Annotated in this window: 12 protein-coding genes and 1 pseudogene; 10 read left to right on the top strand and 3 right to left on the bottom strand. The window is 68.9% G+C overall.

The annotated features are described in order from the left end of the window. Positions 1-46 precede the first annotated feature (46 nt). Positions 47-688, top strand: a complete 642-nt coding sequence (locus tag OG289_RS16785; protein WP_327314830.1) for a class F sortase — start codon at positions 47-49, stop codon at positions 686-688. 30 nt (positions 689-718) lie between these two features. Here the strand turns inward: OG289_RS16785 and OG289_RS16790 are convergent, their stop codons facing one another. Then, positions 719-2,242 carry a discoidin domain-containing protein gene (locus tag OG289_RS16790; protein ID WP_327314831.1) on the bottom strand — a complete coding sequence of 508 codons (1,524 nt, stop codon included), beginning with the start codon at positions 2,240-2,242 and terminating at the stop codon, positions 719-721. Between the two features lie 390 nt (positions 2,243-2,632). Here OG289_RS16790 and OG289_RS16795 point away from each other — a divergent pair, with 390 nt between their 5' ends. From OG289_RS16795 to OG289_RS16805, 3 genes are read left to right on the top strand one after another with little or no spacing between them, the layout of a single operon-like run. Next, positions 2,633-3,592, top strand: a complete 960-nt coding sequence (locus OG289_RS16795; RefSeq protein WP_327314832.1) for an ABC transporter ATP-binding protein — start codon at positions 2,633-2,635, stop codon at positions 3,590-3,592. After that, the gene (locus OG289_RS16800; RefSeq protein ID WP_327314833.1) at positions 3,589-4,968 is read left to right on the top strand and encodes an ABC transporter permease; all 1,380 of its coding nucleotides are present in this window, start codon (positions 3,589-3,591) and stop codon (positions 4,966-4,968) included. The genes OG289_RS16795 and OG289_RS16800 overlap by 4 nt, the downstream gene beginning before the upstream one ends. A 4-nt stretch (positions 4,969-4,972) precedes the next feature. Then, positions 4,973-7,729 carry a bifunctional YncE family protein/alkaline phosphatase family protein gene (locus tag OG289_RS16805; RefSeq protein ID WP_327314834.1) on the top strand — a complete coding sequence of 919 codons (2,757 nt, stop codon included), beginning with the start codon at positions 4,973-4,975 and terminating at the stop codon, positions 7,727-7,729. 341 nt (positions 7,730-8,070) lie between these two features. Here OG289_RS16805 and OG289_RS16810 read toward each other — a convergent pair whose 3' ends face one another. After that, the gene (locus tag OG289_RS16810; RefSeq protein ID WP_327314835.1) at positions 8,071-8,847 is read right to left on the bottom strand and encodes an aminoglycoside phosphotransferase family protein; all 777 of its coding nucleotides are present in this window, start codon (positions 8,845-8,847) and stop codon (positions 8,071-8,073) included. Positions 8,848-9,089: 242 nt separating this feature from the next. Here OG289_RS16810 and OG289_RS16815 point away from each other — a divergent pair, with 242 nt between their 5' ends. Then, on the top strand, positions 9,090-9,653 hold the full coding sequence (locus OG289_RS16815) for a PadR family transcriptional regulator (protein WP_327314836.1): 564 nt from the start codon (positions 9,090-9,092) through the stop codon (positions 9,651-9,653). A gap of 707 nt (positions 9,654-10,360) precedes the next feature. Next, positions 10,361-11,056, top strand: a complete 696-nt coding sequence (locus OG289_RS16825; protein ID WP_327314837.1) for a TnsA-like heteromeric transposase endonuclease subunit — start codon at positions 10,361-10,363, stop codon at positions 11,054-11,056. Between the two features lie 340 nt (positions 11,057-11,396). Here OG289_RS16825 and OG289_RS16830 read toward each other — a convergent pair whose 3' ends face one another. Then, complete coding sequence (locus OG289_RS16830; RefSeq protein WP_327314838.1) at positions 11,397-11,990, bottom strand: hypothetical protein; 594 nt, start codon at positions 11,988-11,990, stop codon at positions 11,397-11,399. Between the two features lie 516 nt (positions 11,991-12,506). On the opposite strand from OG289_RS16830, the pseudogene OG289_RS49675 reads away from it, so the two are divergent. The 4 genes and pseudogenes from OG289_RS49675 to OG289_RS16845 form a co-directional block, all read left to right on the top strand. Continuing rightward, positions 12,507-12,647: pseudogene (locus tag OG289_RS49675) on the top strand (DUF2199 domain-containing protein); the annotation flags it as partial. 33 nt (positions 12,648-12,680) lie between these two features. Next, positions 12,681-13,136 carry a DUF6228 family protein gene (locus tag OG289_RS16835; RefSeq protein WP_327314839.1) on the top strand — a complete coding sequence of 152 codons (456 nt, stop codon included), beginning with the start codon at positions 12,681-12,683 and terminating at the stop codon, positions 13,134-13,136. Next, positions 13,133-13,642, top strand: a complete 510-nt coding sequence (locus tag OG289_RS16840; protein WP_327314840.1) for a hypothetical protein — start codon at positions 13,133-13,135, stop codon at positions 13,640-13,642. The genes OG289_RS16835 and OG289_RS16840 overlap by 4 nt, the downstream gene beginning before the upstream one ends. A gap of 174 nt (positions 13,643-13,816) precedes the next feature. Further along, on the top strand, positions 13,817-15,055 hold the full coding sequence (locus OG289_RS16845; protein WP_327314841.1) for an IS256 family transposase: 1,239 nt from the start codon (positions 13,817-13,819) through the stop codon (positions 15,053-15,055). Positions 15,056-15,062 lie beyond the last annotated feature (7 nt).

The raw sequence follows: 15,062 nt of genomic DNA on the forward strand, positions 1-15,062 counted from the left end.
GGCGGCGCCACCGCTTGTCGCACCCACCCCTGCTCTGGAGTCCGTCGTGTCCCCTGCACACCCTCCGGTACGGCGCTTCGGCACGCGGCCGGCCCTTGCCCGCCTCGCCCTCGTCGTACCTGTGGCCCTCGCCCTGCTCACCGGCTGCTCGTCCGCCGCCCCCGACAAGACCGCCGACCCGGTCTCCGTCACCGTCCCTTCTGACGCCCCCTCAGCCGTCAGCGGCGCTGCGCGGACCGAGAGGCCCGCGGCGCCCGCCACGGTGGCCATCCCCTCGATCGGGGTCACCGGTTCGCTCATGGAGCTCGGTCTCAACACGGACGGAACCGTCGAGGTCCCCCCGGCCGAGAAGGGCATGACCGCCGGCTGGTACACCGGCCGTTCCGTGCCCGGTGAACCCGGTGCGGCCGTCATCATCGGCCACAACGACACCCGCTTCGGCAAGGCCGTCTTCCACGACCTGCACAAGATCGCCGAGGGCGCGGACATCACCGTCACCGACACACGGGGAGGATCGGCGCACTTCACGGTCACCGGCATCGAGAGCGTCAGCAAGAAGTCCTTCCCCACCCAGAAGGTCTACGGCCCCACCCAGGACCGCGCCCTGCGGCTGATCACCTGTGACGGCGACTTCGACGCCCAGGGGCACCCGGTGAACAACCTCATCGTCTACGCGACGCTGAACTGAAGCCGAGGTGAGCCCCGTCGGCCGCCCCGCTCAGCCGTTGCGCAGGCGGGCCGCCAGGGCGGCCAGGGTCTGGGCGGTGTCGGTCAGGGACTGCACGGCCGCCTCCAGGTCCGCGGCCACCAGGGGCCCCGGGAGGGCGGGGGCCTTGGCGGCGGGGACCGGCGTGCCGCGGTATCCGATGGGCCCCTCGTTGTAGCGCTGGTAGTAGCCGGTGAACGCCTGCCCCGTGGGCGCCGCGACGAAGCGGACCCGGGCGAGCTGGATCTCGGTCGCGCCGGAGTTGGAACTGATCTCCAGCCGATAGTGACGGTAGGCCGTGGTGCGCGGGACGCGCAGGACGAACTCCCTGCTCTGGAAGCGCCCGGTGAAGGTTTCGCCGGTGCGGGAGTCCAGCGGCGTCCAGGTGCGGCCGTCGGTGGAACCGAGGAGGGTCCAGTCGCGGGGGTCGCGGTCGGGGCAGTCGTTCGCCGACGTCAGGGAGTACGACGAGACGGCGGTGGGGCGGGCGAGGGTGAAGTCGAGCAGGGCGGTGTCGTCGAAGGTCAGCCACTTGCCCCGCTGGTCGTCCAGGAGGTTGACGGCGACCTCCCCACCATCGTCGAACTCGTCGCTGGCCTCCACCTCGGTCACCACGACGTCGCGCGTCGCGGTCTGGAGCACGGCCACACCGGAGTTGCCCCGCTGATCGCGCCAGGACACCCGCTCGACGGGCGCTCCCCCGTCGTCCACCAGCAGCCGCAGTTCGTGCGAGGTGTGCCAGCCGCCGCCCCAGCCCTCCTCCGTGCGGAAGCGGTGCAGACAGGACTCCGCCGCGTCGTCGAGGCCCTCGGGAAACGCCCAGCCGCCGGTGAGACGGCCGCGGTACTCGTAGACGGTGCCGTCGGCCGCGCGATGGACGCCGTGGAAGTCGGACATGTTGGACTGGAAGCTGATGGCCGACTCCGCGCCGTCCTCCCCGCGCCAGTTGAGCTGCGCGGGCAGCGAGTGCTCGTCCCGGTCGATGTGGAAGAGCAGCGGCGGAGCCGGCTCCCAGGACGAGGCGGAGAAGGGGGCGCGGAGTTCGGTGCGGTAGGCGAAGACCGAGTCCCGGGAGGCCTGCGCCGCCCGCGCGCGCTCCGAGCGGCCCCGCTCGTCGATGGAGTCCAGGGTGATCCGGTAGAGCCAGAGCATGCTGCGCGCCTCGGCCGAGGCTCGTATCTCCAGGGTGTTGGTGCCCGGTTTCAGCAGCCGTGCGGGCACCGCGAACACGTTGTCCTGCGGGAGGTCGCCGCCGCCGGGCACGGTGAGGTCCTCGGCCAGCGCCTCGCCCTGGAGCAGTACGTCGATCGGGGCGTATCCCGGTGCGGAACCGAGCCTGGAGACAAGAGCCGTGACGGTGAGCGTCGCCTGGGGTATCGCCTCCGGATCCGCCACCTCGAACTCCAGCGTCACGCTCCCGCCCGCGTCCAGCGCCAGATGGGACCCGGCGAACCGGCACCCCTCGCGGTGGACCTCGGCGTTGGACAGACGAGCCGGATCGACGGAGAAGTCCGCGAAGGTGGCCTGCAGGCTCATAACTTCAGCTCCTGACGGACAATCAACTTCGGTCGCACCAAGGGGTGATGACCGTGATCAGGGACCTTAGCGCCAGGGTCTGACAGTGCCGTGGAAGAGAGCCCGGAGCACCGGACCGCGGCACGGTAATTCGAACGGACTCGGCACGTTTGGACTTTGCCCGATTCTGGCTCATCGCCGACCGATTCGAGGACTCGGATCTGCCGCCGCCCTACCCGGGCCAATGATCCGACCAGCGTATTCGTCCGCGGTTACGCCTATCCCATATAAGCAGGTCACAGGCGTGACATCTGCCGGATCTCCTCCCGTTCCATCAACGTTCAATCCACCGTTCCTGCTTGCGCTCAATACAGTCCCTAAGGTCCCTGAAGGCTTCGAAAGAGGGGATCCATGGACACACTCCTTTCCGTCCGGGCTCGCGGGATCACCAAATGCTTCGGCGACGTCGTCGCGCTCGACGGCATCGATCTGGATGTGGCACAGGGTCAGATACACGGCCTGGTCGGACCGAACGGCGCGGGCAAGACGACGCTGCTCGGCCTCCTGCTGGGCCTGGCCGTCGCCGACAGCGGCTCGCTCGAGATCCTGGGTACGCCGGTCGGACGGGCGCTCGCCGCTCCCGACGGTGTCGCCGGTTTCGTGGACGGGCCCGGTCTCTACCCCTCACTCACCGCCCGGCAGAACCTCGCCGCCCTGGCCGCACTCCGCGGCGGCGACGCGCGGACCGTGGGAATCGACGACGCGCTCGCCCGGGTCGGGCTCACCGATGTCGCCGACGACCGCGCCCGCGGTTTCTCCCTGGGCATGCGCCAGCGGCTCGGTCTCGCCGCCGCCCTGCTCACCAAGCCCCGGCTGCTCGTGCTCGACGAACCGTCCAACGGCCTCGACCCGGCCGGCAAGAGGCACGTACACGGTGTCCTCGGCCGGCTCGCGGCGAACGGCACCGCCGTCGTGCTCTCGAGCCACCGCATGGACGACCTCGAGGCACTGTGCTCCGAGGTCACCATCCTCACGACCGGACGAGTCGTCTTCTCCGGTCCGTTGAGCAAGCTGGCCGCCGAGAACCGTGAACTCGACTACCGGTTGGTCACCTCCGACTCGCGGGCCGCCTGCCGGGAGGCTGCCGACACGGCCGGGATCCACCTCGTCGACGACGCCGGGGCACGGCGCGACGGCGACAGGCTCGTCGTGCGCGCGCTGGTGCCCGCCCTCGACGCCCTGGTGGCGCGGCTCGTCCACGCGGGCATCGCGGTGCGCGAACTCACCCCGGTGGTGTCACCGCTCGAGGCCGCGTTCCTCGCCCTCACCGACCAGCACGAGCAGCACGAGCAGCAGGAGGCCGGCAGATGACCGCGACCACAGTCGACGACCGCGTCAACGACCGCGCTGCCGTTGCCAGTCGAGCGGCCCGCGTCTCCGTATCGCGCTGCTACCGCTTCGAGCTGGTCAAACTGGTCTCGCAGTGGCGGATCCGCCTGCTGGTCCTCGCCTGCTGGATCGCGCCGGCACTCTTCGTCGCCGCGGTGAGCGAGCAGAGCACGCTCCCCACCGACACCCTCTTCGGTCGCTGGATGCACGCCACGGGGTGGGCCGGACCGCTGGTGATGCTCGGTTTCGCGGGCACCTGGGCGCTGCCGCTGCTGACGTCGGTGGTCGCCGGCGACGTGTTCGCCTCCGAGGACCGGCTCGGCACCTGGCGCCATCTGCTCGTGGCGGTCCGCTCGCCGCGACGGATCTTCTCGGCGAAGGCACTGGCCAGCCTCACCGTCATCCTGCTGCTCGTGGCCGGGCTGGCCTGTTCCAGCACGGCCGGCGGCCTCGTGACGGTCGGCAACCAGCCGCTGGTCGGCCTCGACGGCCACCTGCTGGCGCCGGCGGACGCCGCCGGGAAGGTCCTCCTCGCCTGGGTCTGCGTGCTCGCCCCGACCCTGGCCCTCGCCGGGATCGGACTCCTGGGGTCGGTCGCGCTGGGACGGTCCCCGATGGGACTGCTGATTCCGGTGCTCGTCGCGCTCGCGATGCAGCTCGCCCAGATGCTGCCGCTGCCCGTCGCCGTACGCCTCGCCCTGCCCAGCTACGCCTTCATCGCCTGGAACGGTCTGTTCACCGGCCCGGCGCAGCTCGGCCCGCTCCTGATCGGCGTCGCGGTCAGCCTGGTGTGGGCCGCGCTCACGACCTCGCTGGCCTGTCTGCTCTTCCTGCGGCGCGACTTCACCAACCTGAGCTACGACGGCTCGGGGCGCCGCGCGATCACCACCGGACTCCTGCCGCCCGCCGGACTGCTCGCCCTCACGGTCACGGTCGTCGCCGTGGCGACCCCGTCCGTGGGTTCCGGGATCCAGCAGAACAAGGTGCAGCGGTCGGTCGCCACGGCGTTCGCCCACCTCTACCGCTTGCAGACCGAGCAGCTCAACCGCCCGGCCGTCACCGAGGCGCAACTGCGGGCCACGGCCGTGTGCAACAAGGGCGCCGGCCATCTCGCCCCCGAAGGACCGGGCAACGACTGGCGTTGCGTCGTCTCCTGGCATCTCCCCGGCGTCGAGGCCACAGGGCAGGCCGTCTACCAGCTCGACGTCACCGCAGACGGGCGGTTCGTGGCCGATGGCGACGGACCGAAGGAAGTCAACGGCTACTTCCTGGTGCGAACCCCGGCCGGGGACGCACCGAACCCGCTCTGGCAGTTCGACGGCAACGCCGAACTGCTCGCCACCACCCCGAAGGGATAACTCCATGCAGGTAACACGCCGCCGCAGGCGTGTCGAGAAGGAGCGTTCCGGCTTTCTCGGCAGACGCCTCGGCCGCCGGACACCCTTGCTGACGACGGGCACCGCCGTGGTCGCCCTCATCGCCGCCGGCACCGCTTTCGCCCAGACCAACCGGTTCGGCACCGACCAGGTCGGCCAGGTCACCGATCAGGGCCAGGTCATCTCCAGCGACCAGTACATCGCCCCGTACGGCGACCGCCTCGTAGTCGACAGCGGCAAGATCATGTCGTCCTCGGTCAGCCCTGACGGCACCCATCTCGCGGCCTCGGTCACCGACGGTGGGGCGGCGCTGTCCATCGTGGACCTGAAGAGCTGGAAGGTGCAGCAGCTCGTCGGCAAATCCGCGTCTTCGAACCCGCGCATCAGCAGCAACAGCGTGGGCCAGGAGGGCCCCACGTACTCGCCCGACGGCTCGCAGCTGTGGCTGGGCCAGACCGACGGCTACACCAGGTTCACCGTGAACGCGGACGGCAGCGTCGCCAACCCGACGGCCATCACCATCCCGGCGGACGGGGCCAAGCACGCCCTGGTGGGTGAGGCGGTGTTCTCGTCCGACGGCTCCACCGTGTACTCAGCCGTCAACGGCCAGAACCGGGTGGTCGCCATCGACGCGGCGACCGGGACCATCAAGCAGAGCTGGGCCGTGGGCAACGCCCCTCGTGACCTGGCCGAGGTCGGTTCCAAGCTCTACGTCAGCAACGAGGGCGGGCGTCCGGCGAAGCCCGGCGACACCACCATCAACTCCTACGGCACCCAGGTGCCGGCCAGTCCGGTGACCGCCGCCACCACCACCGGCACGGTCAGCGTCATCGACCTGGCGAAGCCGGACGCCGCCGTCAAAAGCATCGACGTCGGTCTGCATCCGACCGCCCTGTACGCCAAGAAGGGCGCGGTGTTGGTCACCGACACCGCCACCAACGACGTGTCGGTCATCGACACCGCCCGCGACAAGGTCGTGCAGACCATCGCCACCCAGCCGTGGCCGCAGGCGTCAGTGGGCTACGAGCCCGACGCGGTGACGCTCACCGACGACGGCCATCTGCTGGTGACGCTCGGCCGCGCCAACGCGGTCGCCGTCTACCGGTACACGACCCCGCAGGAGCCGGTCAGCTATGTCGGCCTGCTTCCGACGGACTACTTCCCCGCGGAGATCGCCACCGTGGGCAACCAGGTGGTCGTCTCCAACACCCGTGGTATCGACGCCCGCCGTCCCACCACGGCCGGCGGTCACGGCACCCACGACACGACCTCAAGCCTGCAGCGGTTCACACTGCCGAGCGACCGGGTCATCCGGTCCGAGACGGCCAAGGTCTTCCAGCAGAACGGCTGGACCGGCGGCTCGGTCACCCGGACCGACGGCAAGAGCCACGCGAAGCCGGTGCCGGTCCCGGTGCGGCTCGGCGACCCGTCGACGATCAAGCACGTCTTCCTGATCGTCAAGGAGAACCGGACCTACGACCAGCTCTTCGGCGACGTTCCGCAGGGCAACGGCGCCCCGTCGCTGGCGGAGTTCGGCGAGAACGTGACGCCGAACCAGCACGCGCTGGCCGCGCAGTTCGGCCTGTACGACAACACGTACGACATCGGCACGAACTCCGCCGAGGGCCACAACTGGCTGATGCAGGCCGACGACCCGGAGTACACCGAGTCCTCGGCCGGTGAGTACGCGCGCAGTTACGACACCGAGGACGACGCTCTCGGCCACCAGCGGACCGGCTTCCTGTGGACCGGTGCGCAGGCGGCGGGGAAGTCCGTGCGGGACTTCGGCGAGTTCCAGCAGTTCCTGACCAAGCCGTCAGGCGCGAGCTGGCAGAACCTGTACTGCGACGCCAAGAACATGGACGCGACCGGGCAAGGCACCGCCTACACCCTGAACTCGTCCTCGCCGATCCCGTCCCTCAACGACGTGTCGGTGCACGGCTTCCCGAAGTTCGACACCAGCGTCCCGGACATCTACCGGGAGCAGATCTGGAAGCAGGACTTCGAGAAGAACGGGCCGGCGAACCTGAACATGTTCTGGCTCTCCAGCGACCACACCGGTGGTCCGGCGAACGCCGCCGCCCAGGTCGCGGACAACGACCTCGCCACCGGCCGGATCGTCGACGAGATCTCGCACAGCACGTACTGGAAGGACTCCGCGATCTTCGTGGTCGAGGACGACTCCCAGGCCGGCCTCGACCACGTCGACGGCCACCGTGCCCCGATCCAGATCATCAGCCCCTACGCCCAGCACGGCACCGTCGACAACCACTACTACTCGCAGATCATGATGATCCGGACCATCGAGCAGATCCTCGGGATCCACCCGATGAACCAGAAGGACAGCGCGGCCAGCCCGATGCGTGGGGCGTTCACCGCGCGCCCGGTCTACACGCCGTTCAAGGCGCTGCCCAACCGGACCTCGTTGACCGATGGCCTGAAGACCCCGCCTGCCTGTGGCGTGGACACCCCGGCGCCGCAGGACCCGAGTGCGGCTGCCGTGCCGTCGGCGAAGGTGCCGGCGGACAAGCAGGCGCTCGCGGCACAGTGGGAGGCCTGGAAGTCGAAGCAGCGGCTGACCGGCCCGGGCGCCGTGCCCGACTACGCGAACCCCGCGCAGATGAACCACTTCACCTGGTACCAGACACACGACTGGAAGAAGCCGTACCCGGGCGAGGACAAGATCTTCGCGCCGAAGGACGTGCCCGGCGCCTACATCCCGTCACCGGAGTCCGACGGCTGACGCGGCCTGATCGCCCCAAGGGGCCCCTGACCAGCGCCATCGCAGGTCAGGGGCCCTTCGAGTGGGCCATCCAGGAGAACCGAAGCGGCGGCGGTACCGCAACAGGGAACTGGCTCCACCGCTGAACATCACGAAGGAAGCCCCGGCCGAGCTGAGCTCCCCCGTGATCTGCGCGAGTCGGCGGTCGAGGCGGCCGGTCGCCGTTCGTGCGCAGCTGCCGGCATGACGCGCGGCCGAGGCGCTACGGGCCGGAAGCCCCCGTACACAGCAGCGTCAACCGCACGCAGCCAGAAACACGTTCCGTGACGATGCCCTGTGTGGCGACGGGGAGACCGAACGGATCAGTTCTCGAACAGGTTTCGGTTCGACTGGCTCCAGACCACCCTGCCGTCGAGTTCCTGGAGCAAGCCCTCAGCGACCCAGGTCGCCTGGGGTTCGTGGCCCTGCCCTGCCAAACGGCGGACGACTGCGATGTCCTCCCGCTGCCTGGCGATGACGGCATCAACCATGCCGGACGCCGTGGGGAGACCGTAGGCAGTACAGAACAGTTCCAGGCGCCTACGGCGGTCGGGCGGTTCCGGGAAGCGCAGCCACCCCAGGCACTCGGCGTCGCTGCGGAAGGGGGCAACGTACTCGAGCGCGTAGGCCACATCGTGCAATCGCGGAGCCGGGCGTGCGAAGTCCCAGTCGATGATCCCCACGGGCCGGTGGCCCTGCCACACGACGTTCCACGGGCCGAAGTCTCCGTGGCAGATCGCATCGCCTTCGACGGGCCCGCCGCCCGTGCCGACGGCCCAGGCCGCTCCCTCCGGCGCAGAGAAGCCCACCGTCGCGTCATGGTATTCACGCAGCAGCCGGGCAAACGCAGACAGACCTTGCTCGTTCACCACCTTGGCCCAGCCCGCCGGCCCGGACTCCCCTTCGAGATAACTCAGGACCTCGCGGCCCTGCTCGTCGAACCCCAGGGCTCTGGGCGCGTACGGAAAGCCCACCGCTTCCAGATGTCGCAGCAGTGAATGAACCGTCGCAGTCCATGGCTGAACGGGCCTGCGGATCGTGTCACCGATACGCACGATCTGCCGATGAGGGTGATCTTGCACAACGTCTTCGCTCGCCACCCGCATGACGCTACCCACGCCGCGAACGGCGCAGCAAACGGGTAACGGCGAGCAATGATCAGCGCCCAGATACCTCCCCGCCCATTGGCTGCCGCCGGGGATTCTCAACTGGCCCCTGTACGACGTGACGCCCACGCCGACGCTTGACGATGTCGGCCAGGCCGGGCGTGCGGGCGAGCTTCTGTTCCAAATTCGCTGTCAGTAATATTCTTGTCTAGTCAAGAGGGCGATAAGATCTGGACATGGCATTGCGCAACGCGGTTCTGGCAGCCCTCCTCGAGGGCGAGGCGTCCGGCTATGACCTGTCCAAGGGATTCGACGCGTCGGTGGCCAACTTCTGGATGGCCACCCCGCAGCAGTTGTACAAGGAACTCGAGCGCATGGAGTCCCAGGGGCTGATCGAGGCCCGAGTCGTCCAGCAGGAACGCAGGCCCAACAAGCGCCTGTACTCACTGACCGAGGCCGGACGCCAGGCGCTTGTCGAGTTCACCACGGCCTCGCCCAAGCCCACCGCGATCCGCGATGAGTTGCTGGTCAAGGTGCAGGCAGTCGACGAGGGCGACTCCGAGGCCGTGCGCACCGCGGTCGCCGAGCGTCTGGAGTGGGCGCGGGCCAAGCTGGCCCGCTACGACCGGCTCCGCGCACGCCTGCTCGCCGGGCGCACCGAGGAGGAGTACTTCGCCGAGGCCGAGCGCGTCGGCCCTTACCTGACCCTGATGCGGGGCCGCGCATTCGAGAAGGAGAACGTCCGCTGGGCCGAGCGGACGCTGAGCGTCCTGGAACAGCGATCCACGCTGCCGGCCTGACACGCACCGACACGGTATGGCGCGTCGCGGCAGCGAAGTCCGAGGCGAGGACCACCGTTCGGCTCGGCCATGTCCGCATCCGGCTGCAGGCGTTTCTGCAGACGCTCGCAGCAGGACAACTTGGCGGTGGACCACTCCATGCGTTCGGCGATCGCGGACCGCACGGCCTCTGTCACCGGCGTCGACGTACTGGACTTCGACCATCAGCTCATCCCTGATGGCCGTCGGCTTGGCCGGGGATTCGGTGGTGTAGGCCCACACCGCCTCGAATCCGGCCTCAGTGAGGGAGAAGAGCCGCTTGTCGGGGCGGCGCTCCTGCTCAACGAGGCGGGCCGTGATGAGCCCGTCGCCCGCCATGCGCTCCAGTTCCAAATTGGCGACCGCTGCGTCGAACCCCTCGGTCGTACCCGGACGCCTCACCCTCCAGGAGGGCGGGAATCACCGCGTTGCGTAGAGCCATGCCGTCAATCCAGCATTTGATTCACTAATCAAAAACTTGACTACCGCATGGACACCTCTCACCTACGAATCCGGTCTGCTACGCGTCCTGACCTGTCTCGCTCCTTCTGAGCCGCTGCCGTGCCCGGCTCTCTATGGTCGTTGTACGTGGTCAGCGCCGGGTGGGGGTGGCTGGTGGAGGCTGAGGACTTCTCGCTGGAGTACGTCGACGGTCGTGGTGAGCTGCACAGCGGGCCGCTTGAGGTGATGTGGTCGACGCGTTTCGAGGCTGCCGGGCAGGTGCGGGCGTTCCCGTCGTACCGGGGCAGCGGAACTTTCCCGGCTGGTACTGGGCTGCTACCAGTGGCGAGTTGGTGGGCTTCGAGTCGTGGGTGGAGCTCGGTCATCTGATGTGGCTGGACTCGGAGCCGGACGTGGTGGCCTTCGCGTCACAGCCGTTCCGGCTCTCATGGCGGCCTGGTGACCAGGCCCGGCGGGTCAGTCATACGCTGGACTACTTCGTGCGCCGTCGGGACGGCACCGTCGTGGTGCTGGATGTGCGCCCTGATGACCGGATCGAGCCCGAGGACGCCGTGAAGTTCGCGGCAACGGCTTGCGCCGTGGTGGGCTGGGGTTTCGAGCGGGTTGGTGTGCTCGATCCGGTGTTGGCGGCGAATCCGCGCTGGTTGTCGGGCTACCGGCATCCGCGGGTGCGGCGCGAGCCGGTGGCGGCGGGGTTGCGGGCGGTATTCACCCGTCCCCGGGGACTGCTGGCCGGTGCTCGTGCGGTGGGCGATCCGATTGCCGTGCTGCCGGTGCTCCTCCACCTGGTGTGGTGTCGGGAGCTGGCGGTGGATTTGGAGGCCGGCCTGTTGTCGGCGGCGACGACGGTTCGCCCGGCATCCGCAGTCGCGGGGGAGGCGAGTGGAGATGCCGGCGCGTCCGAAGCTGCTGTCGCTAGGTGACCGGGTTCGCTATGACGGGCGGGAGCACACCGTTGCCGCCCTGCACGGCGCCTCGGTGCGGCTGGTCGATGATGCCCAGGCCGCCAGTGTCGTGCTGCTGGGGCATCTCCTGGCATCCGAGGGGTTCGCCGTGCTCGGCACTGCGTTGAGCCGCCCGCCGTTGCCGGAGGCCAGGGTGTTGGAGGGATTGCCGGGGGAGGCGGTGGAGCGGGCCAAGTGGTGGCGGAGGCATCTGACCGAGTGTCGGCGTACGCCCGAACGTGGCCAGTGAGGTACAGCGATACGTCCCCACCCTGAAGGTGGTCGTGCGCAGGTCAGGGAGCCGGGGCCACCCGACCGCTCAACTGCTCACACTCGAGGAGCCGTCGCCTTCAGCGGACGTTGCGCCCAGGTAGTCGAGGGCCGCGTGGGCGAATCCCGGTGCAGTCCGCGGGCACTGCCAGCGGGCGAGGATCTCGGGCCCGGAGAGGTTCGCGGGTTCGGCCTCCTCGTCCTCGAGTTCGTCCAGGTAGTCCTCGGGAAGCAGATCCTCGGGAAGCAGGTCGTCGAGGGCCTCGCTCACCGGGGAGCTCAGCACCTCCAGGCTGGCGGGAAGGCCGTCGAGCACATCGTCCACGTCGGCCTCGTATGGATGCCAGCCGTGCGCGCACGCCCTGCCGTCGTCACCGCGCGCGACCCGGCTCAGTACGGCGACGACCTTGTCCTCGACTCCCGGACCGGGGTTGCCGAAGGCCACGTAGGGGGCGAGCATCAGCAGGCCCAGCGTCCAGAACAGCACGGGATCGCCCTCCGACCCCGGCGCCGTCGTGTCGAGCTGGCGGGCGCAGCCGCGCACCGTCTCGTCCTTGTCCCCGGCGTGGTAGCCATGCCGGAGCTCGTCCCAACTGCTGAACAATGGACGCCAGTTGTCGGGCACAGGTATGACCGTCGACATGCCTTCGTGCTCCCTGCTCGAGGTCCCGGCTCCGCGGCCATTGGATCACACGGGCGTGCGCCGTCACCCTAAGGATGGGCTCTCAGGGCGCCGGACACTACGGTCCGTCAAGGGCGCCCTACGGGCCTCGCTGAGCGATGGGGCTGCGGGCCGATCGCCCTGTCCCGAGGCTGGCGGGCTATCGGCCGGCCCGGCCATGCGGCGGCCAAGCAGCCGAGGACGTTCGCCCGTACGCACCTGGGGAGAGAACCACGTACGCCGACACCGAGCTGCTCACCGGCCACCCGGACTGCGGTGCTGCCGCCTTGGTGCGGGCCGAGTACGACCCGGTGGTGCACTCGCTGCGGCAACAGGAGCTGACCAAGGTGGCCGAACTGCGGGCGGCCGGTGAGGAGGTGGGGCTGAGCACGCTGCGCCGGATGCGGTCGCGTTTCGAGCGCGAGGGGGGTGGTGGGCTTGGTGGACGGCAGGATGCGCAGGCCTGCCACGGGCATTTGAAGACCCAGTCCACACCCGCCCGTCGGACAGCGTCCCTTCATCGAGCTGGAGCCGACCGACCACCCTCTCGCAGTCGAACAGCGGACCGGTATCACCATGGAGCGCGTCCGTGAAATCGCCGAAGCCGTTCTCCACCCCACCGACAGCGAATCCAAGTGACGTCGAAGGGGCTGCTGACCTAGCGTTCCGCCCATGACCACCCCAGACGTCGGCACTGACGACGAGGCCAGCGTGACGATCCGCTGCCAGGACAACTCGTCTGCCGGTGTGAGGTTCTGCGATCGGTTCAGCTTCGACGAAGACTCTGTGCACTACGCCGTCGAACTCCAGGCTCCAGGCTTAACCGCCCGAGTCAATGAGGTCGTCGCCTGGATCTGGGACAGCGATCTGGTCCCGTTCCTGGAAGAGCTCGCCGCTGACTACCGGGGATGGGACGGCGAACGGAACTGGCAGACCAACGACCGAGACCTCGCAATGTCAGCAGTCTTCCGGTCCGGCGGCCACGTCGGACTGACCTGGACCTTGCGGCCATGGCCGAAGGCCGCCAGCGGCTGGAGCGCCTCGGTGACCACCTGGCTGGAGGCCGGTGAGCAGATGGCTTCCCTGGCGGCCGATGTCCAGCACTTCCTCGCCGGGGAGCCGCGGTGACAGCCGGCATACGAATCACCTGGACGCTGGGGGCGCATGGGTGGGCCGACTGCGTCGTTGAGGACCACCAGGCGAAAGCGGAGCTGACCGCGTCCTACATCAGCAACGCACCCGAAGAGTTCCTCACGGCGGTGGCCCGGCTCGTCACGGGCGAGACGGAAGCCCGCGCCCAGTTTGAAGCCGAGCCGACCGCTTACCGGTGGATCTTCTACCGCGAAGCTGCGGAGGTCTGGATCCGCTTGCTGGAACTACGTCGCGGCAGCGACCACGACAACAGGGGCACCGAGATCTGGTCGTCTCAACTCCCCATCGATGCACTCGCCCGGGCTGTGGTCCGCTGCTTCGACGAGGTGTCTCGGACCTACGGCGAGAGCGGCTACCGAGGCAAATGGGGCGAGCACTTCCCCCGAACCGAACTCGAAGCCCTCAGACGACTCTGGAACGACCGTCGCCATCCGCACGATGCACAGCCGAATCCGCGCCAGACCTGCGAAGGAGACCGATGAGACAGATCAGGGAAATGAGCGAGCGCGAGTACTTCGCCTGGGTTGCGTCCAGGGAAGTGGTGTACGGGTTCGACCTGATCCGGGGGTTTGCTCCGGCATCGGGATGGTGCCCGCATAGATGAACGGCCACCGGCTGATCTTCGAAGTGTCGAAGCCTCGAAGGAGATCAGCACGATGACCGCACCTGACAGTCTGCCCCTGCACGCCCTCGCCGAGGACAACCTCGCCGCGGCGAGTCCCGATCTGCTGCGCGCGATGGTCAAGACGTTCGCCGACGCCCTCATGTCCGCAGAGGCCGACGCCCTCTGCAATGCCGAATACGGGCAGGTCAGCGACGAACGCGTCAACCACCGCAACGGCTACCGCCCACGCGAGTGGGACACGAGGGCCGGCACCGTCGAACTGGCCGTCCCCAAGCTGCGCCAGGGCAGTTACTTCCCGCACTGGCTCCTCGAACGGCGCCGCCGGGCCGAGCAGGCCCTGATCTCGGTGGTCGCCACCGCCTACCTGCTCGGCGTCTCCACCCGCCGAGTCGAGAAGCTCGCCGAGTCCCTCGGCGTCACCCAGCTGTCGAAGTCGCAGGTCAGCGCGATGGCCAAGCACCTGGACGAGCAGGTCGCCGCGTTCCGCAACCGGCCCCTCGACGCCGGACCCTACGCGTTCGTCTGGGTCGACGCACTGACCCAGAAGGTCCGCGAGGGCGGCCGCATCATCAACGTCCACGCGCTGATCGCGGTCGGAGTCAATGCCGACGGCCACCGCGAGATCCTCGGCATCGACGTCGCCACCGCCGAGGACGGTGCCGGCTGGCTCGCCTTCCTGCGCTCCCTGACCGCCCGTGGCCTGTCCGGCGTCCAGCTGGTCGTCTCCGACGCCCACACCGGCCTGGTGAACGCGATCGGCGCGGTCCTGCCCGGCGCCTCCTGGCAGCGATGCCGCACGCATTACGCCCGGAATCTGCTCAGCCAGGTGCCGAAGTCCGCCCAGCCCTGGGTGGCCACACTGCTGCGGACGGTCTTCGAACAGCCCGATGCCGACGCCGTCCAGGCCCAGATGCGACATGTGCTGGACGCGATGGAGGCCAAGTTCCCCAAGGCGGCAGCCCACTTGGACTCCGCCCAGCACGAACTGCTGGCGTTCACCGCGTTCCCCCGCGAGATCTGGCGGCAGATCTGGTCGAACAATCCGCAGGAGCGACTGAACAAGGAAATCCGCCGCCGCACCGACGTGGTCGGCATCTTCCCCGACCGCACCGCCCTCATCCGACTCGTCGGCGCGGTGCTGGCCGAGCAGAACGACGAGTGGACCGAAGCCCGCCGATACATGGGACTCGACCTGCTCGCCAAGACCCGCCTCCACCCGATCGAGTCACAAACCGACGACACCATCCTCCCGACCGAACTCACCGCATAACCTCAAA

This window comes from Streptomyces sp. NBC_01235 (assembly GCF_035989285.1).
Lineage (GTDB): Bacteria > Actinomycetota > Actinomycetes > Streptomycetales > Streptomycetaceae > Streptomyces.

Excerpts from the sequence above, each read along its gene's own strand:
- OG289_RS16790 (WP_327314831.1), bottom strand. The coding sequence starts at position 2,242 with ATGAGCCTGCAGGCCACCTTCGCGGACTTCTCCGTCGATCCGGCTCGT.
- OG289_RS16795 (WP_327314832.1), top strand. The coding sequence starts at position 2,633 with ATGGACACACTCCTTTCCGTCCGGGCTCGCGGGATCACCAAATGCTTC.
- OG289_RS16800 (WP_327314833.1), top strand. The coding sequence starts at position 3,589 with ATGACCGCGACCACAGTCGACGACCGCGTCAACGACCGCGCTGCCGTT.
- OG289_RS16805 (WP_327314834.1), top strand. The coding sequence starts at position 4,973 with ATGCAGGTAACACGCCGCCGCAGGCGTGTCGAGAAGGAGCGTTCCGGC.
- OG289_RS16815 (WP_327314836.1), top strand. The coding sequence starts at position 9,090 with ATGGCATTGCGCAACGCGGTTCTGGCAGCCCTCCTCGAGGGCGAGGCG.
- OG289_RS16830 (WP_327314838.1), bottom strand. The coding sequence starts at position 11,990 with ATGTCGACGGTCATACCTGTGCCCGACAACTGGCGTCCATTGTTCAGC.
- OG289_RS16835 (WP_327314839.1), top strand. The coding sequence starts at position 12,681 with ATGACCACCCCAGACGTCGGCACTGACGACGAGGCCAGCGTGACGATC.
- OG289_RS16845 (WP_327314841.1), top strand. The coding sequence starts at position 13,817 with ATGACCGCACCTGACAGTCTGCCCCTGCACGCCCTCGCCGAGGACAAC.